This window comes from Streptomyces sp. NPDC052023 (genome assembly GCF_044548465.1).
Classification (GTDB): domain Bacteria; phylum Actinomycetota; class Actinomycetes; order Streptomycetales; family Streptomycetaceae; genus Streptomyces.
This window is the reverse complement of record NZ_JBIUBW010000010.1, coordinates 60,341-84,087: the sequence shown is the minus strand read 5'-3', so window position 1 is coordinate 84,087 and position 23,747 is coordinate 60,341. Positions and strand designations below refer to the sequence as shown.

General features: G+C 72.2%; 23 protein-coding genes. 3 read left to right on the top strand and 20 right to left on the bottom strand.

Features of this window, described 5'->3' with window-relative positions; translation table 11 throughout:
• Positions 1-85: 85 nt before the first annotated feature.
• From ACIHCM_RS21075 to ACIHCM_RS21000, 16 genes are all read right to left on the bottom strand, one after another.
• The gene (locus tag ACIHCM_RS21075) at positions 86-346 is read right to left on the bottom strand and encodes a DUF6191 domain-containing protein (RefSeq protein WP_399898001.1); all 261 of its coding nucleotides are present in this window, start codon (positions 344-346) and stop codon (positions 86-88) included.
• Positions 347-382: 36 nt separating this feature from the next.
• Positions 383-3,421 carry an AAA family ATPase gene (locus ACIHCM_RS21070; RefSeq protein WP_399897999.1) on the bottom strand — a complete coding sequence of 1,013 codons (3,039 nt, stop codon included), beginning with the start codon at positions 3,419-3,421 and terminating at the stop codon, positions 383-385.
• Between the two features lie 221 nt (positions 3,422-3,642).
• Positions 3,643-3,882: a hypothetical protein gene (locus ACIHCM_RS21065; RefSeq protein ID WP_399897997.1), complete on the bottom strand. Its 240-nt coding sequence runs from the start codon at positions 3,880-3,882 to the stop codon at positions 3,643-3,645.
• A 162-nt stretch (positions 3,883-4,044) separates the two neighbouring features.
• Positions 4,045-4,635, bottom strand: coding sequence for a hypothetical protein (locus ACIHCM_RS21060; RefSeq protein ID WP_399897995.1), 591 nt, complete (start codon positions 4,633-4,635; stop codon positions 4,045-4,047).
• A gap of 35 nt (positions 4,636-4,670) precedes the next feature.
• The gene (locus ACIHCM_RS21055) at positions 4,671-5,246 is read right to left on the bottom strand and encodes a GNAT family N-acetyltransferase (protein WP_399897993.1); all 576 of its coding nucleotides are present in this window, start codon (positions 5,244-5,246) and stop codon (positions 4,671-4,673) included.
• Positions 5,224-7,482, bottom strand: a complete 2,259-nt coding sequence (locus ACIHCM_RS21050) for an MMPL family transporter (protein ID WP_399897991.1) — start codon at positions 7,480-7,482, stop codon at positions 5,224-5,226. The genes ACIHCM_RS21055 and ACIHCM_RS21050 overlap by 23 nt, the downstream gene beginning before the upstream one ends.
• A gap of 194 nt (positions 7,483-7,676) precedes the next feature.
• The gene (locus ACIHCM_RS21045; protein ID WP_399897989.1) at positions 7,677-8,042 is read right to left on the bottom strand and encodes a hypothetical protein; all 366 of its coding nucleotides are present in this window, start codon (positions 8,040-8,042) and stop codon (positions 7,677-7,679) included.
• Positions 8,043-8,164: 122 nt separating this feature from the next.
• A complete protein-coding gene (gatB, locus tag ACIHCM_RS21040) occupies positions 8,165-9,679 on the bottom strand; it encodes an Asp-tRNA(Asn)/Glu-tRNA(Gln) amidotransferase subunit GatB (protein WP_399897987.1) in 1,515 nt (504 codons plus the stop codon).
• A 16-nt stretch (positions 9,680-9,695) separates the two neighbouring features.
• The gene (locus ACIHCM_RS21035; RefSeq protein ID WP_399897985.1) at positions 9,696-9,935 is read right to left on the bottom strand and encodes a hypothetical protein; all 240 of its coding nucleotides are present in this window, start codon (positions 9,933-9,935) and stop codon (positions 9,696-9,698) included.
• Positions 9,932-11,425 carry an Asp-tRNA(Asn)/Glu-tRNA(Gln) amidotransferase subunit GatA gene (gatA, locus tag ACIHCM_RS21030; protein ID WP_399897983.1) on the bottom strand — a complete coding sequence of 498 codons (1,494 nt, stop codon included), beginning with the start codon at positions 11,423-11,425 and terminating at the stop codon, positions 9,932-9,934. Before gatA ends, ACIHCM_RS21035 begins: the two co-directional genes overlap by 4 nt.
• 5 nt (positions 11,426-11,430) lie before the next feature.
• A complete protein-coding gene (gatC, locus tag ACIHCM_RS21025; RefSeq protein WP_004925108.1) occupies positions 11,431-11,727 on the bottom strand; it encodes an Asp-tRNA(Asn)/Glu-tRNA(Gln) amidotransferase subunit GatC in 297 nt (98 codons plus the stop codon).
• 118 nt (positions 11,728-11,845) lie between these two features.
• Positions 11,846-14,089 (bottom strand): putative bifunctional diguanylate cyclase/phosphodiesterase, encoded by a 2,244-nt coding sequence (locus tag ACIHCM_RS21020; RefSeq protein WP_399897981.1) that lies wholly within the window; start codon positions 14,087-14,089, stop codon positions 11,846-11,848.
• 259 nt (positions 14,090-14,348) lie between these two features.
• Positions 14,349-16,544: an NAD-dependent DNA ligase LigA gene (gene ligA, locus ACIHCM_RS21015; protein ID WP_399897980.1), complete on the bottom strand. Its 2,196-nt coding sequence runs from the start codon at positions 16,542-16,544 to the stop codon at positions 14,349-14,351.
• 15 nt (positions 16,545-16,559) lie between these two features.
• A complete protein-coding gene (locus tag ACIHCM_RS21010) occupies positions 16,560-17,567 on the bottom strand; it encodes a methionine synthase (RefSeq protein ID WP_399897978.1) in 1,008 nt (335 codons plus the stop codon).
• 140 nt (positions 17,568-17,707) lie between these two features.
• Positions 17,708-18,397 carry an SDR family oxidoreductase gene (locus ACIHCM_RS21005; protein WP_399897976.1) on the bottom strand — a complete coding sequence of 230 codons (690 nt, stop codon included), beginning with the start codon at positions 18,395-18,397 and terminating at the stop codon, positions 17,708-17,710.
• A 27-nt stretch (positions 18,398-18,424) separates the two neighbouring features.
• Positions 18,425-18,964, bottom strand: coding sequence for a TIGR00730 family Rossman fold protein (locus ACIHCM_RS21000; protein ID WP_399897974.1), 540 nt, complete (start codon positions 18,962-18,964; stop codon positions 18,425-18,427).
• A gap of 50 nt (positions 18,965-19,014) precedes the next feature.
• Between ACIHCM_RS21000 and ACIHCM_RS20995 the strand changes: the two genes are divergently transcribed.
• A complete protein-coding gene (locus ACIHCM_RS20995) occupies positions 19,015-19,350 on the top strand; it encodes a DUF427 domain-containing protein (RefSeq protein ID WP_399897972.1) in 336 nt (111 codons plus the stop codon).
• Positions 19,351-19,360: 10 nt separating this feature from the next.
• On the opposite strand, the gene mnmA is transcribed toward ACIHCM_RS20995, so the two are convergent.
• Positions 19,361-20,491: a tRNA 2-thiouridine(34) synthase MnmA gene (gene mnmA, locus ACIHCM_RS20990; RefSeq protein ID WP_399897970.1), complete on the bottom strand. Its 1,131-nt coding sequence runs from the start codon at positions 20,489-20,491 to the stop codon at positions 19,361-19,363.
• 60 nt (positions 20,492-20,551) lie between these two features.
• On the opposite strand from mnmA, the gene ACIHCM_RS20985 reads away from it, so the two are divergent.
• Positions 20,552-21,220, top strand: a complete 669-nt coding sequence (locus tag ACIHCM_RS20985; RefSeq protein WP_399897968.1) for an N-acetylmuramoyl-L-alanine amidase — start codon at positions 20,552-20,554, stop codon at positions 21,218-21,220.
• 6 nt (positions 21,221-21,226) lie between these two features.
• On the opposite strand, the gene ACIHCM_RS20980 is transcribed toward ACIHCM_RS20985, so the two are convergent.
• From ACIHCM_RS20980 to ACIHCM_RS20970, 3 genes are all read right to left on the bottom strand, one after another.
• Positions 21,227-22,390 carry a cysteine desulfurase family protein gene (locus ACIHCM_RS20980; protein WP_399897966.1) on the bottom strand — a complete coding sequence of 388 codons (1,164 nt, stop codon included), beginning with the start codon at positions 22,388-22,390 and terminating at the stop codon, positions 21,227-21,229.
• A gap of 169 nt (positions 22,391-22,559) precedes the next feature.
• Complete coding sequence (locus ACIHCM_RS20975; RefSeq protein WP_399897964.1) at positions 22,560-22,826, bottom strand: DUF4190 domain-containing protein; 267 nt, start codon at positions 22,824-22,826, stop codon at positions 22,560-22,562.
• A 16-nt stretch (positions 22,827-22,842) separates the two neighbouring features.
• A complete protein-coding gene (locus ACIHCM_RS20970) occupies positions 22,843-23,007 on the bottom strand; it encodes a hypothetical protein (RefSeq protein WP_399897962.1) in 165 nt (54 codons plus the stop codon).
• Between the two features lie 115 nt (positions 23,008-23,122).
• Here ACIHCM_RS20970 and ACIHCM_RS20965 point away from each other — a divergent pair, with 115 nt between their 5' ends.
• Complete coding sequence (locus ACIHCM_RS20965; protein WP_399897960.1) at positions 23,123-23,746, top strand: TetR family transcriptional regulator; 624 nt, start codon at positions 23,123-23,125, stop codon at positions 23,744-23,746.
• The last annotated feature ends 1 nt before the right edge of the window (position 23,747 follow it).

Below are 23,747 nucleotides of genomic sequence, written 5' to 3'. Positions count from 1 at the left end.
CTTCCAGAGGCAGCCAGCGGCGACATCACCGCAGGTCAAAGGATCGCGCGCGTCGTTAAGTAAGTGGTATTGGAGCTAGGGCCCGTCAAGTGGGGCTGGGGGAGCCGGTGCCGTCGTCCGGATCACGGTGCGGGTGCGACGGGCCCTGGGCCGGATCCGCCGGTGCCGGTGGGTCCTCTTCGGCGGGTTCCGGTGCCCGGACGACCACCTTCCCGGACGCGAGGTCTATCGGGCCGCGGCCCGGGTCGCCGTCGCCGGCGTCCTGCCGGGTCAGCTCCAGGCGGTTCCGCTCGTCCCGGGTGTGTTTGCGGCCGGGGGCGAACAGTTCCTCGAAGACATTGAACATGCGACCTCCTCGGCCGGGTGCCGTCCAGCGTAGGCCTCAGCCCGCCGTCCGCGTCGTGAGCTGCCCGGACGGGAACAGGCCCAGCCGGTGCGCCACCGCCGCCGCCTCCCCCCGGCCCGAGACGCCGAGCTTGGCCAGGATGTTGGAGACATGGACGCTGGCGGTCTTCGGGGAGATGAAGAGTTCCTCGGCGATCTGGCGGTTGGTGCGACCGTCGGAGACCAGGCGCAGGACATCGCGTTCGCGGGTGGTGAGGCCCAGCGCCTCGGCGGGGTCGGCGGCCTGCCTCGGCTCGGGGACCGGGGCCAGGCTGAGGCGGGCGCGCTGGGCGAGGAGGGTGACGGCGTCGGCGAGCGGGCGGGCGCCGAGGTGGTCGGCGGCGGCGTGGGCGAGGCGCAGCAGCTCGACGACGCGGTCGCGGTGGTCCGTGGCGTCCGTGGCGAGCAGGGCCTCGGCGAGACGGTGGCGGGCCCACGCGAGGTCGTAGGGGCGCTCCAGCTGCTCGAAGGCGGCGACGACCGGAGCCCAGGTGTCGGCGGTGGCGCTGCCCTCGGCCCGATGGAGTTCGGCGCGGACCCACTGTTCGTGGGCGAGGCAGATGGGTGCCTTGGTGGTGAGGGTCTTCACGGTGGCGAGGATCCGGTCGAGCGCCTCGGCACGGCCCTCCTCGGCGGCGGGCAGGGTGCGGGCGTCGGCCTCTGCGGTGGCGGCGGCCATCAGCAGCCGCCAGCCGTACTGCTGGGTGCCCGGCGGGGTGCCGGCGTCCAGGGCGGCGTGGAGTTCGGCGCGGGCGTCGAGGATGCGGCCTTCCGAGGCGGCGATGCCGACGGCGATGGCGGCCACCGGCAGCCACTGCTGCGGCATGGGGTCGTGCGAGCCGAACGCGGCGCGGGCGGCGTCCAGTTGGCGTTTGGCCTCGGCCACGTCGCCGCGGCCGAGGGCGAGATGGGCCAGGCAGACGCAGCCGGAGCCCTGGGGTTTGGCGCTCCGTCCGCGCCGGAAGACGTTCAGCGCGGCCTGTTCGGCCTCCTGCCAGCGGCCGAGGCTGTACAGGGACTCGGACAGGTTGGACCACACCCAGGCCTCGGTGTCGAGAAGGCCGAACTTCCGGGCGAAGGCCGCACCTTCCTCCAGCAGCGGTGCGGCCTCCCTGGAGCGGCCGATGGCTTCGAGCTGGGCGGGCAGGTTCACGTACGCGCGTCCGGCGACATAGGCGAAGCCCTCGTCGAGGGCGCGATCCTTGACCTCGTACATCTCGGCGAGTCCCGCTTCGGCGTTGCCCGCGTCGACGGTGAGGCTGCCGAGGGTGAGGCGGGCGTTCAGCTCTATCTCACGGGTGCCGACCATGCGCGCGTACTGCACGGCTCGCTCGGCGGCGGCGAGGGCCTCGGGGCCGGGCTGGTGCAGCATCGACCAGTTGGCGACGTTGGTGAGGACCTCGGCGTGCACCTCGGAGGGCGGCAGGCCGCGCAGGAGTTCCTGCGCGGTGGCGAGCTCCTGCCAGCCGTCGCCCCGGGCCAGGGCCTGGACCAGCCGGGAGCGCTGGCTCCAGAACCAGGCGGCGCGCAGGGGGTCGTCCTCGTCCTCCAGGATGCTGAGCGCGCGCCGGATGATCTTCATGGCGCGTTCGCGTTCGCCGCAGAAGCGACCGGCGACGGCGGCCTCGGCCATCAGGTCGAGGAAGCGCAGCGGGGTGGTCGCGGGGTCGCAGCCGCAGGGCGGGTAGGACGCGGTGTAGTCGACGGGGCGCAACGCGGCGCGCACGTCCGCTGGGGCGGCGTCCCAGAGTTCCATCGCACGTTCGAGAAGCCGCAGTTGCTCCGAGTAGGCGTCGCGGCGGCGGGCGGCGACGGAGGCGGCGAGCACGGCGGGCAGGGCCTTGGCGGCGTCGTTCGCGTGGTACCAGTAACTGGCCAGGCGGGCCACACGCTGGTCGGCGGGGACAAGGCCCGGGTCCGCCTCCAGGGCCTCGGCGTAGCGGCGGTTGAGGCGGGAGCGCTCGCCCGGCAGCAGGTCGTCGGCGACGGCCTCGCGGACCAGGGAGTGCCGGAAGCGGTAGCCGTCGCCGGTGGGGGCGGCGAGCAGGATGTTGGCGTTCACGGCGGCGCGCAGCGCCTCGATCAGGTCGTCCTCGCTGAGCCCGGCGACGGCGGCGAGCAGCCGGTACTCGACGGTGGAGCCGCCCTCCGCGACGATCCGGGCGACCCGCTGGGCGCGCTCGGGCAGCGCCTCGGCGCGGACGAGGAGCAGATCGCGCAGGGAGTCCGTGAGGCCCGTGCAGGAACCCTCGCAGGCGGCGGTGAGTTCCTCGACGAAGAAGGCGTTGCCGTCGGAGCGCTGGAAGATCGCGTCGACCTGGGCGGGGTCCGGTTCCGCGGCGTGGATTCCGGCGATCTGGCAGGCCACTTCCTCGCGGTTGAAGCGGGGCAGTTCGATGCGCAGGACCGTGCGCAGCCGGTCGAGTTCGGCGAGCAGGGGGCGCAGCGGGTGGCGGCGGTGGATGTCGTCGGAGCGGTAGGTGGCGAGGACGACGAGGCGGCCGGTGCGCAGGGTGCGGAACAGGTAGGCGAGCAGATGGCGGGTCGAGGCGTCGGCCCAGTGCAGGTCCTCCAGGGCGACGACGACCGTGCGGTCGGCGGCGAGGCACTCCAGGAGGCGGGCGGTGAGCTCGAAGAGGCGGGCCATGCCCTCCTCGTCGTGACGCCCGGCGCCGGCGTCCCCCAACTCGGGCAGCAGCCGGGCCAGTTCCTCCTCCTGACCGGCTGCCGCGGCGGCCAGCTCGGCGGGCAGTTCACGGCGCAGGGCCCGCAGCGCGGTGGAGAACGGGGCGAAGGGCAGCCCGTCGGCGCCGATCTCGACGCAGCCGCCGACGGCGACGACGGCTCCCTTGCGGGCGGCCGCGATGGCGAACTCCTCGACGAGGCGGGTCTTGCCGACACCGGCCTCACCGCCCAGCAGCAGCGCCTGCGGCTCGCCGGCCGCGGCACGGACGAGCGCGTCGTTCAGCGTGCCCAACTCCTCGGCACGGCCGACGAACACCGGACTGACGGACCTGGTCTCCACGCCCCCGAGCATCGCACGAGGATCCGGCGACGCGGCACCGGTTTTCGGCAGGGCGCGCGGCAGTCGGGCGCGCTCCTCGCGGGCGCCGAGCGCCTCACGGGGCGCACATGCCGGACGGCGGAGGCCGGCTGCCCGGTCCCCCGCCGTCCCGTGTGCCGGCGCTCTCCGCTCCCCGGCCGTCAGGCGTGCGGGCACTCCCCCGTCCGCCGCCCTCACCGGGAACCGCCCCACGCTCACGCGACCCGTGGGGACCGGTGCCTGCGGGGGCGGTGGGTATGCGACTCGCTCTCCGCGGTGCGTGCCGCGGCTTCGTCGCGGGCGGCGTGTGCGAGGCGTACCGCCTCGCGGGCCTGGCGTTCCCGCTCGGCCCGGCGGATCAGTTCGGCGGAACGTGCCTGGTGCATCTCGAACTCGAACATCTTCTCTCCCCTGAAGAACCGGTGGTTGCCACCGGAGGATCCGGTGGTTGTCATCGCCTGCCGCGATGCCTCCACTCTCGTCTCCCAGGGGGGTCCGCCACATCGGGAGAGTTCCGCATCTTCCGCGGTGGGCGGGGCCTTAGAAACGCGTGAGGGGCCCCGGGGGGTGCGTAAGTGCCTTACACACGCCCAAGGACCCCTCGGGACCTGGGGGATTCAGCTCGCGGCGGGCAGCCCGAGCAGGACGTCGGTGTACTTGAGTACGGCCAGAAGCAGGCCGATGACGCCGAGCGAGACACCACCCCAGGCGACCGACTTGATCCACGGCTCCTGCGGCCTGCCGGGAGCGCCGAACGCGGGGCGGGCCAGGACGACGACGCCGGCGATCAGCGCGGCCAGCGCGAACACGCCGGCCCACAGGGCGTTGGCGGCCCAGGCGTCGCCGTAGCCCTCCTTGACCATCGTGGCGACGCTGGAGGACTGCGAGGTCTGCATCTGGCCGATCAGCGACTCGCGCGCGGAGGCCACGGTGCCGACCCAGCTGCCGGTGAGCGAGACGACGCCGAGGGCCGCGGAGACGACGGCTGCGGCACCCTGCCCGACGCCGGTGGGGCCGCTCCGGCCGGCCTGCGGCGCTTCGGGCTGCTCGTCACCGTCCTCGGTCGCGGCGGTGCCGCCCTCCGAGGCGGTGGCGTCCGCCGTGTCCACCCGCTCCTCGTCGGTCTTCGCCCCGGTCCCGGCGCCGGTCCCTGCGGGGATCTCGGCGGGGGTCTCGGCGGGGGTCTCGTCCACAGTCTTGGTTCCCATGCCCCGCACCGTACGGACGCTGTCTGAGAGGTTCCTTAATGATCGCTGTGTGCGCCAGACGCGCGCGCCCCGGTCCACTCCGGTGCCAGCACCGCCCAGATCTCGTAGTCCTGCCGGACGCCCCGCCAGGGGTAGCACTCGCGCAGCACGCCCTCCCGGGTCATGCCCAGCCGCCGTGCCACGTCGATGCTGGCCGTGTTGCCGGACGCCGCGTGCCACTCCACCCGGTGCATGCCGCGCTCGGCGAACGCCCAGTCGATCAGGACGCGGGACGCGCGCGTGACCAGGCCCCGTCCGGTGGCCGCCGGCTCCAGCCAGCAGCCGATCTCGCAGACCCCGGTGGCGGTGTCGAAGAGGCGGAAGAGGACACCGCCGACGAGCTTGCCGTCCAGCCACAGGCCGTGCAGGGAGCCGCTGTCGGCGGCGCGCTTGTCGGCGTACGACTGGAGGAGATCCCGCGCGGAGTCCAGGTCGGTGGTCCTGGAGCCGAACGGGATGTGCTGGGTGATGAAGTCCCGCCCGCGGTCGAGGTGGGCGAGGAACTCCTCGGCGTGCCAGGGCTCCAGGGGGCGCAGCAGTGCACCGTCGTCACCCAGGGATATCGCGTACATCCGAACGCCGCTCCTTCTCGAGTACGTCCACGACGCCCGAGAGCTTCTCACGTTCGGCCTCGACGTCCGCGAGGTTTTCCTGTTCGGCCCGGCGCTCGGGCGGCTCGATGCTGATCCGGGGCAGATACCTGTCGAGCCGGCGCGGCAGCCACCAGTTGGCGTCGCCGAGCAGGTGCATGAGGGCGGGCACCAGCAGCGTACGGAGCACGAAGGCGTCCAGGGCGACGGCGGCGGCGAGCGCGATGCCGAACATGGCGATCACGCGGTCGCCGCTGAGGACGAAGGCGAGGAAGACCGAGATCATGATCACCGCGGCCGAGTTGATCACCCGGCCGGTCTCGGCGAGGCCGATCCGGACGGCCCGCCGGTTGTCACCGGTCTCCAGCCACTCCTCGTACATCCGGCTGACCAGGAAGACCTGGTAGTCCATGGAGAGCCCGAACAGCACCGAGACCATGATCACGGGAAGGAAGGGCTCGATCGGGCCCGCGCGGCCCAGGCCGAGCAGTTCGCTGCCCCAGCCCCACTGGAAGATCGCGACGACCACCCCGAACGAGGCGGCGACGGCGGCCACGTTCATCGCGGCGGCCTTCAGCGGGATGACGACGGACCGGAAGGCGAGCAGGAGCAGCACGCAGCCGAGGCCGATGACGACACCGACGAACAGCGGCAGCTTGCCGACGATGACGTCGGCGAAGTCGTCGTAGCCCGCCGTGACGCCGCCGACGTGCACGTCGAGCGAGGTGCCCGCCTCGGCGCGCGGCAGGGCATCGGTGCGCAGCCGGTCGACGAGCTCGCTGGTACTCGCCGACTGCGGGGAGGACTCGGGTACGACGGTGAGGTACGCGATGCGGCCGCCGGAGTCGAACATCACCGGCGTCACGGCCTCGACGCCCTCGATGCCGCGCAGGGCGCCGGCGAGGCTGTCGGCGGCGAGCCGGTCCTCGGCGCCGTGGATCTCGGTGACGAGCGTGAGGGGGCCGTTGACGCCGGGTCCGAAGCCGTCGGAGAGGAGGTCGTAGGCCTGCCGGGTCGTCGTCGACCCTGGGTTGTTGCCTTGGTCGGAGGTGCCCAGGCGGAGCCCGAGGGTGGGGAGTGCCAGCAGGGTGACGACGGCGAGCGCGACGGCACCGAGCTTCTTGGGGTGCCGTTCGACGAAGGCGGACCAGCGGGCGGCGAACCCGGTGGGCAGCTCGGGCTCGGGGCCGTTCTCCTCCAGCCTGAGGCGTTCGCGGCGGCTGAGCGCGCGCATCCCGATGAACGACAGCAGCGCCGGCAGCACCGTCACGGAGGCGGCGACGGTGAGCAGCACGGTCAGCGAGGCCGCGACGGCCACCCCGTTGAGGAAGCCGAGCTGGAGTATCAGCATCCCCAGCAGCGCGATGCAAACGGTCGCACCCGCGAACACCACCGCGCGGCCCGTGGTGGCCACCGCCGTCGTGGCCGCCTCGGCGACGTTCAGGCCGCGTTTCAGGCCGCGCCGGTGCCGGGTGACGATGAACAGCGCGTAGTCGATACCGACGCCCAGCCCGATCAGCACGCCCAGCACCGGCGCGAAGTCGGCGACGGTCATGACATGACCGAGCAGGCCGATGCCCGCGTACGCGGTGCCGACGCCGATCAGGGCGGTGGCGATGGGCAGCAGGGAGGCGGCTAGCGAGCCGAAGGCGACGAACAGCACGACCGCGGCGACGGCCACACCGACGACCTCCGCGACATGGCTGCCGGAGGCGTCGGTGATGCCGACGGCGGTGCCGCCGAGCTCCACCTGGAGCCCGTCCGCCTCGGCGTCGCCGGCGGCGTCCACGACCGCCCTGACCTCGGACTCCCGGATGTTCTCGGGCTGCTCCCGGAAGGCGACGGAGGCGTAGGCGGTACGGCCGTCCTCGCTGATCTGGCCCGCGCCCTGTCCGTCGTACGGACTCACCACGGTGGCCACTCCCGGCAGTTGGGCGATCGTCTGAAGGGTGCGGGTCATCGTCTGCTCGACGTCGGCCGCGCGGACCGACCCGGACTCGGTGTGCCAGACGACCGTTCCGGCGGCGCCGCCCAGGTCCGGGAAGCCTTCCTTCAGCAGCTGCCCTGCCTTCCCCGACTCGGTGCCGGGGACCTGGTAGTCGTTCGAGTACGCCGTTCCGCTCACGGCGGCGGCCGCGGTCACCCCGCCGAAGGCGAGGAGCCACAGGAGAACCGTGGCCAGACGGTTCCGAACACACCAGCGGGCTAGGGCTGCCACGAACGTGCTCCCAGGGATATGATTTGTGGATCTTTGACCGGGAACAGTCGTCCATGCACTGAACGGCCCGCAAAGAACGCATGAGCAATGCATAGCCACTCTTGCAGGGAGAAATGATCGTTTGGTCATTTCGTGCGTTTATTCACAAGAGTGGGAGGCGGCTCACAGGACGATCGGGTGAACCCGGTCTCCGCTCAGTCGAACTGGTCTCCGAGCGCCATCACCATCACCCCGCACACCAGCAGCCACACCGCCCGCCGGGTACGTCCCCGCGATCCCAGCACCGCGGCACCCCCACAGACGGCCGCCCCGAGGGCGTAGGCGGCCGGTACGAGCGCCGGTGCTGCGGACGCCGCCCGCAGCACGGACGCCGCCAGCCCGGCGAACGCCAGCAGCCCGCCGGTCCCGGCCGCGGTCCACCGGGCCCGCCGCGCCTCCAGCGCCGTATCACCGGCGCCCTCGACCGGCTCCCCGGCCTCGACCCGCTCCCCTGCGCCCTCGACCGGCTCCCCGGCCTCGGCTATCTCGGAAGGCGCCTCGGAATCACCGCGTCCACTCATGGCGCGCGAGCGTAGCGCCTCCCCGGCAGGGATCCACGCCGGGGTTCGTCCGGCTCGTGGGCCGGCGCTGACGCACGAGTGGGGGCGCGCCGTTCCCGGCGCGCCCCCACGGGTGCGGTTGCTCAGGCCTCTTCGACGCCCAGCCGCTGAAGGATCAGCTCCTTGACGCGGGCCGCGTCGGCCTGCCCCCGGGTCGCCTTCATGACCGCGCCGACCAGGGCTCCGGCCGCGGCCACCTTGCCACCACGGATCTTGTCCGCGATGGCGGGGTTGCCGGCGATGGCCTCGTCGACGGCGGTGCCCAGGGCGCCTTCGTCGGAGACGACCTTCAGGCCGCGCTTGTCCACGACCTCGTCCGGGGTGCCCTCGCCCGCGAGGACGCCCTCGATGACCTGCCGGGCCAGCTTGTCGTTCAGGTCACCGGAGGTCACCAGCTCGGTGACGCGGGCGACCTGAGCCGGCGTGATCGCCAGCTCGTCGAGCGCCTTGCCCGACTCGTTGGCGCTGCGGGCCAGTTCGCCCATCCACCACTTGCGGGCGGACGCGGCGTCGGCACCGGCCTCGATGGTGGCGACGATCGGCTCCAGCGCGCCGGCGTTGAGGATCGCCTGCATCTCGGTGGCGGAGACGCCCCACTCCTCGCGGAGCCGGTTACGGCGCACCAGCGGCAGCTCGGGAAGCCCGGCACGCAGCTCCTCGACCCACTCGCGGGACGGGGCGACCGGGACCAGGTCGGGCTCCGGGAAGTACCGGTAGTCCTCGGCCTCCTCCTTCACGCGGCCCGAGGTGGTGGACCCGGTGTCCTCGTGGAAGTGCCGGGTCTCCTGCACGATCGTGCCGCCGGACGACAGCACGGCCGCGTGCCGCTGCACCTCGAAACGGGCCGCGCGCTCCACGGACCGCAGCGAGTTGACGTTCTTGGTCTCGCTGCGGGTGCCGAACTTGTCGGCGCCCTTGGGCATCAGCGACAGGTTGACGTCGCAGCGCATCTGGCCCATCTCCATGCGGGCCTCGGACACGCCGAGCGCACGGATCAGTTCGCGCAGCTCACGCACGTACGCCCGGGCGACCTCGGGAGCGCGCTCGCCCGCACCGACGATCGGCTTGGTGACGATCTCGATCAGCGGGATGCCGGCGCGGTTGTAGTCGAGCAGGGAGTGGGACGCGCCGTGGATGCGGCCGGTGGCGCCGCCGACGTGCGTCGACTTGCCGGTGTCCTCCTCCATGTGCGCGCGCTCGATCTCCACGCGGAAGGTCTCGCCGTCCTCCAGCTGCACGTCGAGGTAGCCGTTGAAGGCGATCGGCTCGTCGTACTGTGAGGTCTGGAAGTTCTTCGGCATGTCCGGATAGAAGTAGTTCTTCCGGGCGAAGCGGCACCACTCGGCGATCTCGCAGTTCAGCGCGAGGCCGATCTTGATGGCGGACTCGACGCCGGTCGCGTTGACGACCGGGAGCGCACCGGGCAGGCCGAGACAGACGGGGCAGGTCTGGGTGTTCGGGTCGGCGCCGAGCGCGGTCGAACAGCCGCAGAACATCTTGGTGCGGGTGCCGAGTTCGACGTGGACCTCGAGGCCCATGACGGGGTCGTACGACGCCAGCGCGTCCTCGTACGACACCAGGTCGGTCGTGGTGGTCACGGTGAAAACTTCCCTCTCAGCCCAGCAGGACGTCGTCGTCGCCCAGCCGCTTCAGCTCGCGGTAGAGCATGGCAAGGCCGGTGACGACGCCGGCGGCGGTCACGACGGCGTCGACGAGCCGCAGCGTGTCGTTCTCGGCGCGGGCCTTATTGATCTGCTTGGCGACGCCGATCGCGCCGAACGCGGTGGCGGCCATGGACAGGTACGTACCGGACTTGGACTTCTTGAAGCCCTTGGCCTTGGTCAGTGCACTCACAGCGACGGAGCCTCCTCGAGGAGCGGGTGCCCCCACTTTTCCACGAAGGCGGCCTCGACGGCGGCGCCCACCTTGTACAGCCGGTCGTCCTGCATCGCCGGGGCGATGATCTGCAGCCCGACCGGCAGGTTGTCCTCCGGCGCGAGACCGCAGGGCAGCGACATCGCCGCGTTGCCCGCGAGGTTGGTCGGGATGGTGCACAGGTCGGCGAGGTACATCGCCATCGGGTCGTCGGCGCGCTCGCCGATCGCGAACGCCGTCGTCGGGGTCGTCGGGGAGACGATCACGTCGACCTGCTCGAAGGCCTTCTCGAAGTCCTGCGTGATGAGCGTGCGGACCTTCTGCGCCGAGCCGTAGTACGCGTCGTAGTAGCCGCTCGACAGCGCGTAGGTGCCGAGCATGATGCGCCGCTTTACCTCGGGCCCGAAGCCGGCCTCGCGGGTCAGGGAGGTGACCTCCTCGGCCGAGTGGGCGCCGTCGTCGCCGGTGCGCAGCCCGTACCGCAGGCCGTCGAAGCGGGCCAGGTTGGAGGAGCACTCGGACGGCGCGATCAGGTAGTACGCCGACAGCGCCAGGTCGAAGGACGGGCAGTCCAGCTCGACGATCTCGGCGCCGAGCTCCTTGAGCAGCGCCACGGACTCGTCGAAGCGCTGGATGACACCGGCCTGGTAGCCCTCGCCGCGGAACTGCTTGACGACGCCGACGCGCATGCCCTCGACACTGCCGTTGCGGGCGGCCTCGACGACCGGCGGGACCGGGGCGTCGATCGAGGTGGAGTCCATCGGGTCGTGCCCGGCGATCACCTCGTGCAGCAGCGCCGCGTCCAGGACCGTACGGGCGCAGGGCCCGCCCTGGTCGAGGGAGGAGGAGAACGCCACCATGCCGTAGCGGGAGACGGCCCCGTACGTGGGCTTGACGCCGACCGTGCCGGTGACGGCGGCCGGCTGGCGGATGGAGCCGCCGGTGTCCGTGCCGATGGCGAGCGGCGCCTGGTAGGAGGCCAGCGCGGCGGAGGAGCCGCCGCCGGAGCCGCCGGGGATGCGGGTGAGGTCCCAGGGGTTGCCGGTGGGTCCGTACGCGCTGTTCTCGGTCGAGGACCCCATGGCGAACTCGTCCATGTTGGTCTTGCCGAGGATCACCACGTCGGCGTCCTTCAGCCGCTTGGTGAGGGTGGCGTCGTACGGCGGGATCCAGCCCTCGAGGATCTTGGAGCCGACCGTGGTGGGGATGCCCTCGGTGGTGAAGATGTCCTTCAGCGCCAGCGGCACGCCGGCCAGCGGGCCGAGCTGCTCGCCGCGCTCCCGCTTGGCGTCGACGGCCCGCGCCTGCGCGAGGGCGCCCTCGCGGTCGACGTGCAGGAAGGCATGCACCTTCTCGTCGACGGCCTCGATCCGGGCCAGGTGCGCCTCGGTGACCTCGACGGCGGTCAGCTCGCCGGAGGCGATCTTCGCCGCGGTCTGGGCCGCGGTCAGCTTGATGATGTCCGTCATGCGGATTACTCCTCCCCCAGGATCTGCGGCACCTTGAAACGCTGCTGCTCCTGGGCCGGGGCGCCGGAGAGCGCCTGCTCGGGGGTGAGCGAGGGGCGGACCTCGTCCGGGCGCATGACGTTCGTCAGCGGGAGCGGGTGCGAGGTCGGCGGTACGTCTTGGTCGGCGACCTCGCTGACGCGGGCGACCGCGCCGATGATGTCGTCCAGCTGTCCCGCGAAGTGGTCGAGCTCTTCGGGCTTCAGCTCCAGACGCGCCAGCCGGGCGAGGTGGGCGACCTCCTCGCGCGTGATGCCAGGCATGCAGCGATCCTCTGGGGTGAGTGTGTGTGGTTTGGCCTCAATCCTATGGGGCGGCGGCGCGTACCTGTTAAACGGTTTCCGCGGGGCCGGGGGCCCCCGGCCGCCGGGGCACCTGCCGCTATTCGTCCGAGGCCGCCGCCGGCAGGGCCGCCGCCGGGCGCTGCCACCCGCGGGAGCCGCGGGCCCGCAGCCACGCCGTGGTCTCCTCGGGCGGCATCGCCGCCGCGACCAGCCACCCCTGTACGGCGTCACAGCCCAGGTCGCGCAGGCGTTCCCAGGTCTCGTCGTCCTCGACGCCCTCGGCGACGACCAGCAGCCCGAGCGAGTGCGCGAGGTCGACCGTGCAGCGCACGATCTCCGCGTCCTCGGTGTCGATCGCCAGCCGGGCCACGAACGACCGGTCGATCTTCAGTTCGCTGACCGGAAGCCGGCGCAGATGGACCAGTGAGGAGTATCCGGTGCCGAAGTCGTCCAGGGACATCTTCACGCCGTGGCCGGTCAGCCCGGCCAGGGTGTCGGCGGCCCGCTGCGGGTCCTCCAGGAGCACGTGCTCCGTTATCTCCAGTTGGAGCGCTCCCGCCGGAACTCCGTGCCGGGCGAGCCGGGCGGCGACCGATCCCGCGAACCCGGGGGTGTGCACGTCACGGGGCGACACGTTCACCGCGACCGGCACGAAGAGCCCCTGCGAGCGCCACTGGGCCACCTGGGCGAGCGCCGTCTCCAGCACGTACTCGGTCAGGTGCGGCATCAGGCCCGACGACTCGGCGATCGCGATGAACTCGTCCGGCGGCACCTTCCCGCGCTCCGGGTGCACCCACCGCACCAGCGCCTCCAGCCCGGCCACCTGGCCGTCGAAGCGCACCTTGGGCTGGTAGTGCAGCTCCACCTCGTGCGCGTCCAGCGCCCGGCGCAGGTCGGCGAGGAGGCCGAGGCGGTCCGGGGTGTTCGAGTCCCGCTTGGACTCGTAGACCTCGACGCCCGTGCGATCACGCTTGGCCTGGTACATCGCCACGTCCGCGCGGCGCAGCAGGCCCTCGGCGTCGAGAGCGTGGTCGGGGAAGACGGCGACGCCCGCGCTGGCCTCCAGCACGAGGGTGAGACCGTCGAGGTCGAGGGGGGAGCTCAGCGCGGCCACCAGGCCGCGGGCGATCCGGGTCGCGGACGTCGTGGAGTCGGCGACGGGCAGTAAGACGGCGAACTCGTCACCGCCGAGCCGGGCGGCCTCCGCCCCGCGTGGCAGGGCCATCCGCAGCCGGTCGGCGGTCTGCAGCAGCAGCCGGTCACCGGCGAGATGACCGAGGGTGTCGTTGACCGACCGGAACCGGTCGAGGTCGATCAGCATCAGGGCGGCGCGGGCGTCGATGCGCTCGGCGTCGTCCAGTGCGGTCCAGATGCGCTCCAGGAGCCACTGGCGGTTGGGCAGCCCGGTGAGCGGATCGCGCAGTTGCTCCTCCGCACGGGCGCGGGCTATCCACAGGGTGGAGTCGAGAGCGACCAGGGGGATGGCGAACAGCGGCAGCAGGATCGGCTTGGCGACGGCGACCACGCAGATCAGCGGCGCGATGCCGAGCAGCGCGACCGCGACCAGGCCGTGCCGGACGAGGGTGGTGCGGGCGACGGTGGGCAGTCCGCCCGCGCGGGGCGCGTGCAGATACCACAGCAGGGTGCGTGAGACCGCGAGGTAGGCGGTCGCGACCAGGACGACCTCGGTGGCGGTGTAGAGGGTCCAGGTGGCGGGGTGCCAGGGCTCCTCGACCGACGGCACCCTGCCGAAGGCGGCCAGCAGCAGGGCGCCGGCGCCGATGCCGAGGATGTCCACCGCACCGTGCAGCACGCCCTGCCGCCAGCGGTGGCGCCGGGCTATGCCGACCAGGACCACGACGGTGAGGCTGACCATCCCGGCGGGCACCCAGCCGTACAGCAGCAGGACGGCGAGGGTCAGGGCGGCACCGGAGCCGGTGCCGCCCCACCAGCGGGCGCGGCCGAGCGCGACCAGGTGGCCGACGATGATGCCGGTCAGCACGGCGAGCGACCAGCCGGCCGTGCCGGCGGGGAACAGCGCGTGGTTGCCGGTGAACGCCCGCAGGAACCCGGCGCCGAGCGCGAACCCGGCGGCCGCGACGACCGCCGCGGGCAGCGCGGGCCACGACAGGTGCCGCTCGGCGTCGGCTTCCGGCAGTCCGGCGGCGTGCCCGGCGGTGAGGGCGGCGGCGCCGCGGCCGTCGAGCACGATGCGCTGTCCGGGGCCCTGGTCCCGCGTCGCCGCGGCACTCGCACGCCAGGCCGAACGGGGTCCCCCTCGCCAGGCGCCGGTCATCCGGCGCAGCCGTGAGTACGGGGCGGCGCTCTCGGTCGGTTCCATTCCCGTCCCTCTCACAGCCGGCGGTGCCCACGCCACGCGGTCCGTTGCCCGACATCCGTCAACGGCCCCGCGCTGGAAAACCGTTCCCCGTACCCACCAAGGCCAAGGGAATGCCCCAACCGCAGCTGGGCACGGCAGGTGCACACCTCAACAGTAGGCCGCAGAAGGCTTCCACGGGCAGCGGTCGTCGACGGTTGCCCGAATGCGCCCCGGCCGCCCGTATGCATCTGGTATGCGCCGATCGGGTGTTCCTCAACCGCTACTCGCCGGTCGGAAGTGCGGCTTCCGACGCCGCCTCAGGCCCCTGCTCCAGGAGGACGTTGAACCCGTCCTCGTCCAGGACCGGCACCTTGAGCTGCATGGCCTTGTCGTATTTCGACCCGGGGTTGTCACCCACAACGACGAATGACGTCTTCTTCGAAACCGAACCGGTCACCTTGGCGCCCCTGGTCTGCAACGCCTCCTTCGCGCCGTCCCGCGTGAACTGTTCGAGCGTGCCGGTGACGACGACCGTGAGGCCCTCGAGCGGGCGGGGGCCCTCGTCCTCGCCGGTGCGCTCCTCCTCCAGGCGGACACCGGCCGCCTTCCACTTGCGGATGATCTCGCGGTGCCAGTCCTCGGCGAACCACTCCTTGAGCGAGGCGGCGATGATCGGGCCGACACCGTCGGTGGTGGCCAGCTCCTCCTCGGTGGCCTGCTCGATGCGGTCGACGGAGCGGAACTCGCGGGCCAGCGCCTCGGCGGCGACCGGGCCGACATGACGGATCGACAGGCCGGTCAGCACGCGGGCCAGCGGGCGCTGCTTGGCGGCGTCGATGTTCTCCAGCATCGCGAGCGCGTTCTTCTTCGGTTCGCCCTGCTGGTTGGCGAAGACCGTGACGATCTTCTCCTCACCGGTCTTCGGGTCCCGCTTGGGCAGGCCGCTGTCCTGGTCGAGCACGTACGCCTTGATGGGCAGCAGCTGCTCGAACGTGAGGTCGAACAGGTCGCCCTCGTCCCTCAGTGGCGGCTCGGCCGGCTCCAGCGGCTTGGTGAGGGCGGCTGCCGCGACATAGCCGAAGTGCTCGATGTCCAGGGCCTTGCGGCCCGCCAGATAGAACAGCCGTTCGCGCAGTTGTGCGGGGCAGGTGCGGGAGTTCGGGCAGCGCAGGTCCACGTCGCCCTCCTTCATCGGCCTCAGCGCCGTACCGCACTCCGGGCACTCGGAGGGCATCACGAACTCGCGCTCGGTGCCGTCGCGCAGGTCGACGACCGGGCCGAGGATCTCCGGGATGACGTCACCGGCCTTGCGCAGCACCACCGTGTCGCCGATGAGCACGCCCTTGGCCTTGACCACGTCCTGGTTGTGCAATGTGGCGAACTCGACCTCCGAGCCGGCCACCGTCACCGGCTCGACCTGCGCGTACGGCGTGACGCGGCCGGTGCGGCCGACGCCCACGCGGATGTTGACGAGCTTGGTGTTGACCTCCTCCGGCGCGTACTTGTACGCGATCGCCCAGCGTGGGGCGCGGGCCGTCGAGCCGAGACGGCCCTGGAGGCGGATCTCGTCGAGCTTGACCACCACGCCGTCGATCTCGTGCTCCACGGAGTGACGGTTCTCGCCGTAGTACGCGATGAACTCGCGTACGCCTTCGAGGTCGTCGACCACCCTGTTGTGCCGCGAGGTGGGCAGGCCCCACTCCCCCAGCAGGTCGTAGGCCTGGGAGAGGCGGGTGAGGCCCTCGAAGCCCTCCAGGGCCCCGATGCCGTGCACCACCATGTGCAGCGGGCGGGTGGCCGTGACGCGCGGGTCCTTCTGGCGCAGCGAACCGGCCGCCGCGTTACGCGGGTTGGCGAAGGGCTTGTCGCCGGCCTCCACCAGACGGCGGTTGAGCTCCTCGAACTTCTCCATCGGGAAGTAGACCTCGCCGCGGATCTCGACCAGGTCCGGGACCTTGTCGCCGTTCAGCCGGTCCGGGATCTCGGCGATGGTGCGGACGTTGGGTGTGATGTCCTCGCCGGTGCGGCCGTCGCCGCGGGTCGCCGCGCGCGTGAGGCGGCCGTGCTCGTAGGTGAGGTTGACGGCGAGGCCGTCGACCTTGAGCTCGCACAGGAAGTGGTAGTCCTGCTCGCCCAGTTCGCGGGCGATGCGGTCGGCCCAGGCCGCGAGTTCGTCGTCGTTGAAGGTGTTGTCGAGGGAGAGCATGCGCTGGCGGTGCTCGACCGCGGTGAACTCCGTCGCGTAGGACCCGGCGACCTTCTGGGTCGGCGAGTCCGGCGTGCGCAGCTCCGGATACTCCTCCTCCAGCTCCTCCAGGGTGCGCAGCAACTGGTCGAACTCCGCGTCGCTGACGACGGGAGCGTCCTTCACGTAGTACCGGAAGCGGTGCTCCTCGACCTGCTCGGCGAGGCGCGCATGGCGCTCCCGTGCCGTGGCGGGTACCGCTGTGGACTCCGCTTGCTTGTCGCCGGCCACCGTATCGTCCTCCCGTTACTCAGGGTTGTCCGCGAGGGATCTCGCCGCCCGGACGCAGTGGGCGAGGGCCCGGCGCGCGTACTCGGGGGAAGCGCCCGCGAGTCCACACGCCGGCGTGACCGTGACGGCCTCCGCGAGAAGCTCCGGAGACAGCCCCAGCCTGCGCCAGAGCGTCCTGACACCCATGACGCTACCGGGAGGGTCTGACAACGGGCCGTCCGTGCCCGGCACGACACCGGCGAACAGCCGGGTGCCGCCCTCCACGGCCTCGCCGATCACATCGTCGTCACGCTCGGTGAGCAGGGAGAAGTCGAAGGACACGGCGTTCGCACCGGCGCGGCGCAGCAGGGCGAACGGGACGTCGGGGGCGCAGGAGTGCACGACGACCGGGCCGCCGTCGTGCACCTGGACGACATCGCGCAGCGCGGCCTCGACGAGCTGCCGGTCGACGGCGCGGTGGGTGCGGTAGCCGCTGGCGGTGCGGACCTGGCCGCGCAGTACGGCGGTCAGGGAGGGCTCGTCGAGCTGGAGCACGAGGTGGGCGCCGGGGACGCGCCGCCGCACCTCGGCGAGATGCAGGCGCAGCCCCTCGGTGAGGGAGGCGGCGAGGTCGCGGCAGGCGCCGGGGTCGGAGAGGACCGCCTCGCCGTTCCTCAGCTCCAGGGCCGCGGCGAGCGTCCACGGCCCGACGGCCTGCACCTTCAGCGGGCCCTCGTAGCCCTGCGTGAACTCCTCCAGCGCGTCCAGGTCCTCGCCGAGCCACGACCACGCCCGCCTGGTGTCCCGCCCCGGCCGGTCACCGAGCCGCCAGCCGCTGGGTTCCACGCGCGCGTACAGCTCGACCAGCATCCCGGCGGTCCGCCCGATCATGTCCGCCCCGGGCCCCCGGGCGGGCAGCTCGGGCAGGAACGGGAAGTCCTCGAAGGACCCGGTGACGGTCCTGGCGGCCTCCCGGGCGTCCCCGCCGGGCAGGGAACCGACCCCGGTCGCGGCACCGAAGCTGAACTGGGTTTCCTCACTCACCCCAGCAGACTACGTGCCCGCCACCCGGGTGACCGTCCGCCGGGGGCTGCCGCCCCGCAAGCCCGCGCCCGCGGCCCGAACCGCCTTGTCGAGAACGAGGGACGGGCTGCTCGCCGCCGGCCGGCGGCCTCACGAGGTGCTCACCGTCCCGGCCGCACGGTCAGGTCGTTCACCTCGGCGTCCCTCGGCAGGTCCAGGGCCATCACGACGGTCGTGGCGACGGACTCGGGGTCGATCCACTGCGCGGGGTCGTACTCCTTGCCCTCCTGCTGGTGGACCTTGGCCTGCATCGGGCTCGCCGTGCGGCCGGGGTAGACGGAGGTGACGCGGACACCGTTCGCGTGCTCCTCGTGGCGCAGGGAGTCCGCGAGGGCCTTCAGCCCGTGCTTGGAGGCCGCGTAGGCGGACCAGTCGGCGTGGGCGTTCAGACCCGCGCCGGAGTTCACGAACACCACATGGCCGTGGGCGGCGCGCAGTTGGGGCAGCAGCAGGCGGGTGAGCTCGGCGGGGGCGACGAGGTTGACGTTGAGCTGGTGGCGCCAGGTCTTGGGGGTGAGGTCGCCGACCGGCCCCAGGTCGACCACGCCCGCGATGTGCAGCAGGGAGTCCACTCGCTCCGGCAGCGTCTGGTGGGACAGCGCCCAGCTCAGCCTGTCGGGGTCGGAGAGGTCGCCGACGAGGGTCCTCGCCCCGGGGAACCCGGCCGCCAGCTCCTTCGCGCGGCCCGCGTCGCGCGCGTGCAGCACGAGCTCGTCCCCGCGCGCGTGCAGACGGCGGGCCACGGCCGCGCCGATGCCGGAACCCGCCCCGGTGATCACATGTGTAGCCATGCCCGCCATGCTCGCATCATCGCGACGTCAGGCGACGCCCTGGCTCTCCTCCAGGTAGGCCAGCGCCCCCACCGGCTCCTCCGCGAAGAACACCAGGTCGGTGAGCGGCCTGGGCAGGAACCCCTCGTCCTCCATGCGGCGGAACTGCTCCTTGAGGCCGTCGTAGAAACCCGCCGTGTTCAGCAGCACCACCGGCTTGCCGGTGTGGCCGTGCTTCTTCAGCTCCAGGATCTCGGTCGCCTCGTCCAGCGTGCCGGTGCCGCCCACCATGATCACCACGGCGTCGGACTTCTCCAGGAGCAGCTTCTTGCGCTCGGCGAGGTCCTCGGCGATGACCATCTCGTCGACGCCCGGGCGGGCCTTGGCCGCCAGGAACTGCACGGAGACGCCCACGAGGCGTCCGCCCGCCTCCTGCACGCCGTCGGCCACCACCTTCATCAGGCCGACGTCCGAGCCGCCCCACACCAGCGTGTGCCCGCCCTTGCCGAGCAGCTTCGCGAACTCGCGCGCGGGACGCGTGTAGCGGTCGTCGAGGTCGGCGGCGGAGAGGAAGACGCAGATGTTCATCCGTCCACCGTACGAGGGAAGAACGGGCGCCCCGCGAGCGCTGTCCGGACATGACCCAGAACACCACCCGAGGCCACACGATCACCATCGAGCAGGGCACGCAGCGCGTGCGCGTCGTCCACGACGGGCAGGTGCTGGCGGAGAGCGACAGGCCCCTCGTCCTGAGGGAGACGGGCTGTCCCGCGCGCTACTACCTCCCGCCGCAGGACGTCCGGCTGGACCTCCTGACACCCTCCGAGACGCACACCTACTGCCCCTTCAAGGGCACCGCGTCCTACTGGTCGCTGCCGGACGCGGCGGATCTCGTCTGGGGCTACCCGGACCCCAAGCCGGAGGTCGCGGCGATCAAGGACCACCTCTGCTTCTACGAGGTGGAGACGGTCTGAACCGGCCGGTTCAGACCACCCCGGCCGGCACGCGCGTGGTCGAGGCGATCGTCGCCGAGCCGACCACGCGCGTCCCGTCGTACAGCACGATCGCCTGGCCCGGGGCCACGCCCCGGACGGGCTCGGTGAAACGCACGTGCAGGTCGCCGTCGACGACCTCGGCGGTGACCTCGGTCTCGCCGCCGTGGGCGCGCAGCTGGGCGGTGTAGGTGCCGGGGCCGCTGGGGGCGGCGCCGCACCAGCGGGGCCGGACGGCGGTGAGGGCGCCGACGTCCAGGGCGGACGCGGGGCCCACCGTCACGGTGTTGTCCACCGGCGAGATGTCGAGGACGTAGCGCGGCTTGCCGTCGGAGGCGGGGGTGCCGATCCGCAGGCCCTTGCGCTGGCCGATGGTGAAGCCGTAGGCGCCCTCGTGGGTGCCGAGCTTGTTGCCCGCCTCGTCCACGATGTCGCCCTCGGCCCTGCCGAGCCGGTCCGCCAGGAAGCCCTGCGTGTCGCCGTCGGCGATGAAGCAGATGTCGTGCGAGTCGGGCTTCTTGGCGACCGCCAGGCCCCGGCGCTCGGCCTCCGCGCGGATCTCGTCCTTCGTGGTCAGCGTGTCGCCGAGCGGGAACATCGCGTGGGCGAGCTGCCGGTCGTCCAGCACCCCTAGGACGTACGACTGGTCCTTGGCCATGTCGGAGGCGCGGTGCAGCTCGCGCGAGCCGTCCTCGTTCACGATCACCTTGGCGTAGTGGCCCGTGCAGACCGCGTCGAAACCGAGCGCCAGCGCCTTGTCCAGCAGCGCCGCGAACTTGATCTTCTCGTTGCAGCGCAGGCACGGGTTGGGCGTGCGGCCCGCCTCGTACTCGGCGACGAAGTCCTCGACGACGTCCTCGCGGAAGCGGTCGGCGAGGTCCCAGACGTAGAACGGGATGCCGATCACGTCCGCGGCGCGGCGGGCGTCGCGGGAGTCCTCGATCGTGCAGCAGCCCCGCGCGCCCGTGCGGAAGGATTGCGGGTTCGCGGAGAGCGCGAGGTGGACGCCGGTCACGTCGTGCCCGGCCTCGGCCGCGCGGGCGGCGGCGACGGCGGAGTCGACACCGCCGGACATGGCGGCGAGGACGCGGAGGGGGCGGGAGGGCTGCGGGGTGTCAGTCATAACCCTTCCAGGGTACGGGGGCGCGGGAACCGGGAACCGGGAGTATCCGTTCTGGATCACATGGAGCAGACGAAGGGCGGCCCGGACCGGCGGATCGGGCGGCGCGCCCTGATCTTCGGCGGGGCCGCGGCCCTGGTGGGCACGGGTGCCGTGCTGGCGCGTGACGAGTTGTCGCGGCTGTGGTGGCAGGTCCCCGGCGTGGAGAAGCCGCGGGTGGAGGGTGCCGTCGACTTCACGGGCGCGCGCTGGGTGGCGGCCTCGCCGGCGAACTGGCGGCGGGCCGACCGCCCGGCCGACTACACGATCGACATGGTCATCGTCCATGTCACCCAGGGCAGCTTCGACAGCGCGGTGAAGGTCTTCCAGGACCCGGAGCACGGCGCCGCGTCGCACTACATCGTGCGCGACGACGGCCACATCGCCCAGATGATCCGCGAGCTGGACGTGGCGTACCACGCGGGCAACCGCGGCTACAACGAACGCAGCATCGGCATCGAGCACGCCGGCTTCGTGGACCGCCCGCAGGACTTCACGGACGAGATGTACGCCGCGTCCGCCCGGCTCACGGCGGGGATATGCCGGCGCTACGGCATACCCGTCGACCGCGAGCACATCATCGGCCACGTGGAGGTGCCGGGGACGGACCACACCGACCCCGGGGAGCACTGGGACTGGGACCGCTACATGCGCCTCGTACGGCAGGCGGGTACGGCCGTGACCCCGGCCTGACGCGGTTCAGGTCAGCCCCGCCGCCCGCGCCCGTTCCACGGCCGGGCCGATGGCCTCGCCGACCGCCTCGACGTCGGCCGCCGTGGAGGTGTGGCCGAGGGAGAAGCGGAGGGTGCCGCGGGCCAGGTCCGGGTCGGTGCCGGTGGCGAGCAGCACGTGGCTGGGCTGGGCGACTCCGGCGGTGCAGGCGGAGCCGGTGGAGCATTCGATGCCCTGGGCGTCCAGGAGCAGCAGCAGGGAGTCGCCCTCGCAGCCGGGGAACGTGAAGTGGGCGTTGGCCGGGAGGCGGTGCACCGGATCACCGCCCAGGATCGCGTCCGGCACGGCCGTGCGGACCACGTCGACCAGGTCGTCGCGCAGGGCGCCGATCTCCCGGGCGAACTTCTCGCGGTGCGCGGCGGCATGACGGCCGGCGACGGCGAAGGAGGCGATGGCGGGGACGTCGAGAGTGCCTGAGCGGACGTGGCGTTCCTGGCCACCACCGTGCATGACGGGTACGGGGCTGTACTCACGGCCGAGGAGCAGCGCGCCGATGCCGTACGGGCCGCCGACCTTGTGGGCGGAGACGGTCATCGCGGCGAGGCCGGACGCGGCGAAGTCGACGGGCAGCTGCCCGAAGGCCTGGACGGCGTCGGAGTGCAGCGGTACGCCGAACTCGGCGGCGGTCCGGGCGAGTTCCTCGATCGGCAGCACCGTGCCGATCTCGTTGTTGGCCCACATGACGGTGGCCAGCGCGACGTCGCCGGGGTTGCGGGCGATGGCCTCGCGCAGCGCCTCGGGGGCGACCCGGCCGTAGGCGTCGACCGGGAGGTACTCGACGGTGGCGCCCTCGTGTTCGCCGAGCCAGTGGACGGCGTCCAGGACGGCGTGGTGCTCGACGGGGCTGGACAGGACCCGGGTGCGGGCCGGGTCCGCGGCGCGCCGGGACCAGTACAGGCCCTTGACCGCGAGGTTGTCGGCCTCGGTGCCGCCGGAGGTGAAGACGACCTCGCTGGGGCGGGCGCCGAGGGCTTCCGCGAGGGTCTCGCGGGCTTCCTCGACGGTGCGGCGCGCCTGGCGACCGGATGCGTGGAGGGAGGAGGCGTTGCCCGTACTGCGCAGGTGGGCGGTGAGTGCCTCCGCCGCCTCCGGGAGCATGGGGGTGGTCGCGGCGTGGTCGAGGTATGCCATGGTGACGCCGATTCTACGGCGCGGCGGGGCGGGGACGGGGCCGAGGTGGCCCGGATTCGGCTCGGCGTGGGCGGGCGTCGCCCGGGTCGCTACGGGAGCCGGCGGCGACGTACCCGGCGTGCCGGGCGCCCCCGCACCGCCGTGGCGGCCGCGTCCGGGGCACCCGGCCTCAGAAGCTCCACGAGATCGTGCTGTCCGCCTGCATGAACACCGCCAGCACCACCAGGTCCGCGATGCCGAGGCCGAGCCCCAGCCAGGCACGGAAGCGGCGTTCGGTGCCGCGCCGGAGGGCGACGACGGCCAGGGTGATGGCGATGGGGCCGAGGAAGAGGTTGAGGACGAGAAGGCCGAGGAGGCCGAGGACGAAGGACGCGACGGCCATGCCGTCGGTGTCACGGATGCCCGTGCGGCGCTTGGCCGGTGCGGTCAGCTGCATGGTGGGCTCCCGGGGGTCAGTGGGTCGGCGTCCGGCGTCGGCCGAGGCGCTCGCGGAGCGCGAAGATGCCGAGCCAGGTGGCGATCACGACGGCGGTGACGAGGGTGAAGCCGATCGGCGCGTGGGCCACGGTGCCCATGGCCACGCCGAGCAGCAGAAGTGCGGCGACCAGGAAGAGCATGGGACGAATCCCCTCCGCTTCGGTGAACGCTTGTAGTTACACTTGTTCACTGACTTCCCAGTCTAGCGCGTCCCATGACTTCCCCATTACAGAGAACAGTTGTTAACTACATGGTATGAGTCACACCCTCGGCATCCGGCAGGCACAGAAGCAGAAGACCCGGCAGGCGCTCCTGGACGCCGCGTTGGAGCTGCTGGAGGAGCAGAGCCTGAGCAGCCTGGGCCTGCGCGAGGTCACCCGCGCGGTCGGTGTCGCCCCGACCGCCTTCTACCGGCACTTCCGCTCCACCGCCGACCTCGGCGTCGCCCTGGTCGAAGAGGCGCTGGGCAGCCTGCACCCGACGATCCGCACCATTGTGTCCACCACGGGCGACAGCGACGAACGCATCGCGCGCGCCGTGGAGCTGATCAGCGGCCACGTACAGGCCCACCCCGCACACGTCCGCTTCATCGCCCGCGAGCAGCACGGCGGGGTACAGCCGGTACGGGAGGCCATCCGCAGCCAGCTGACCCTGTTCACCGAGGAGGTGAGGGCCGAGCTGGCCAAGGACCGTGCATCCGGCGGCTGGAGCGACGGCGATCTGCTGATGCTCGCGGGGCTCTACGTCGACCAGATGCTCGTCACGGCCTCGCTCCTCCTGGAGGCACTCGGCTCCGAGGAGGAGCAACGGCGGGTCGCCCAGGTGGCGACCCGCCGGCTACGGCTGATCAGCATCGGCCGCGAACACTGGCTGGATTGAA

Excerpts from the sequence above, each read along its gene's own strand:
- ACIHCM_RS21075 (WP_399898001.1), bottom strand. The coding sequence starts at position 346 with ATGTTCAATGTCTTCGAGGAACTGTTCGCCCCCGGCCGCAAACACACC.
- ACIHCM_RS21070 (WP_399897999.1), bottom strand. The coding sequence starts at position 3,421 with ATGCTCGGGGGCGTGGAGACCAGGTCCGTCAGTCCGGTGTTCGTCGGC.
- ACIHCM_RS21065 (WP_399897997.1), bottom strand. The coding sequence starts at position 3,882 with ATGACAACCACCGGATCCTCCGGTGGCAACCACCGGTTCTTCAGGGGA.
- ACIHCM_RS21060 (WP_399897995.1), bottom strand. The coding sequence starts at position 4,635 with ATGGGAACCAAGACTGTGGACGAGACCCCCGCCGAGACCCCCGCCGAG.
- ACIHCM_RS21055 (WP_399897993.1), bottom strand. The coding sequence starts at position 5,246 with ATGTACGCGATATCCCTGGGTGACGACGGTGCACTGCTGCGCCCCCTG.
- ACIHCM_RS21045 (WP_399897989.1), bottom strand. The coding sequence starts at position 8,042 with ATGAGTGGACGCGGTGATTCCGAGGCGCCTTCCGAGATAGCCGAGGCC.
- gatA (WP_399897983.1), bottom strand. The coding sequence starts at position 11,425 with ATGACGGACATCATCAAGCTGACCGCGGCCCAGACCGCGGCGAAGATC.
- gatC (WP_004925108.1), bottom strand. The coding sequence starts at position 11,727 with ATGCCTGGCATCACGCGCGAGGAGGTCGCCCACCTCGCCCGGCTGGCG.
- ACIHCM_RS21020 (WP_399897981.1), bottom strand. The coding sequence starts at position 14,089 with ATGGAACCGACCGAGAGCGCCGCCCCGTACTCACGGCTGCGCCGGATG.
- ACIHCM_RS21005 (WP_399897976.1), bottom strand. The coding sequence starts at position 18,397 with ATGGCTACACATGTGATCACCGGGGCGGGTTCCGGCATCGGCGCGGCC.
- ACIHCM_RS21000 (WP_399897974.1), bottom strand. The coding sequence starts at position 18,964 with ATGAACATCTGCGTCTTCCTCTCCGCCGCCGACCTCGACGACCGCTAC.
- ACIHCM_RS20995 (WP_399897972.1), top strand. The coding sequence starts at position 19,015 with ATGACCCAGAACACCACCCGAGGCCACACGATCACCATCGAGCAGGGC.
- mnmA (WP_399897970.1), bottom strand. The coding sequence starts at position 20,491 with ATGACTGACACCCCGCAGCCCTCCCGCCCCCTCCGCGTCCTCGCCGCC.
- ACIHCM_RS20985 (WP_399897968.1), top strand. The coding sequence starts at position 20,552 with ATGGAGCAGACGAAGGGCGGCCCGGACCGGCGGATCGGGCGGCGCGCC.
- ACIHCM_RS20980 (WP_399897966.1), bottom strand. The coding sequence starts at position 22,390 with ATGGCATACCTCGACCACGCCGCGACCACCCCCATGCTCCCGGAGGCG.
- ACIHCM_RS20975 (WP_399897964.1), bottom strand. The coding sequence starts at position 22,826 with ATGCAGCTGACCGCACCGGCCAAGCGCCGCACGGGCATCCGTGACACC.
- ACIHCM_RS20970 (WP_399897962.1), bottom strand. The coding sequence starts at position 23,007 with ATGCTCTTCCTGGTCGCCGCACTTCTGCTGCTCGGCGTGGCCATGGGC.
- ACIHCM_RS20965 (WP_399897960.1), top strand. The coding sequence starts at position 23,123 with ATGAGTCACACCCTCGGCATCCGGCAGGCACAGAAGCAGAAGACCCGG.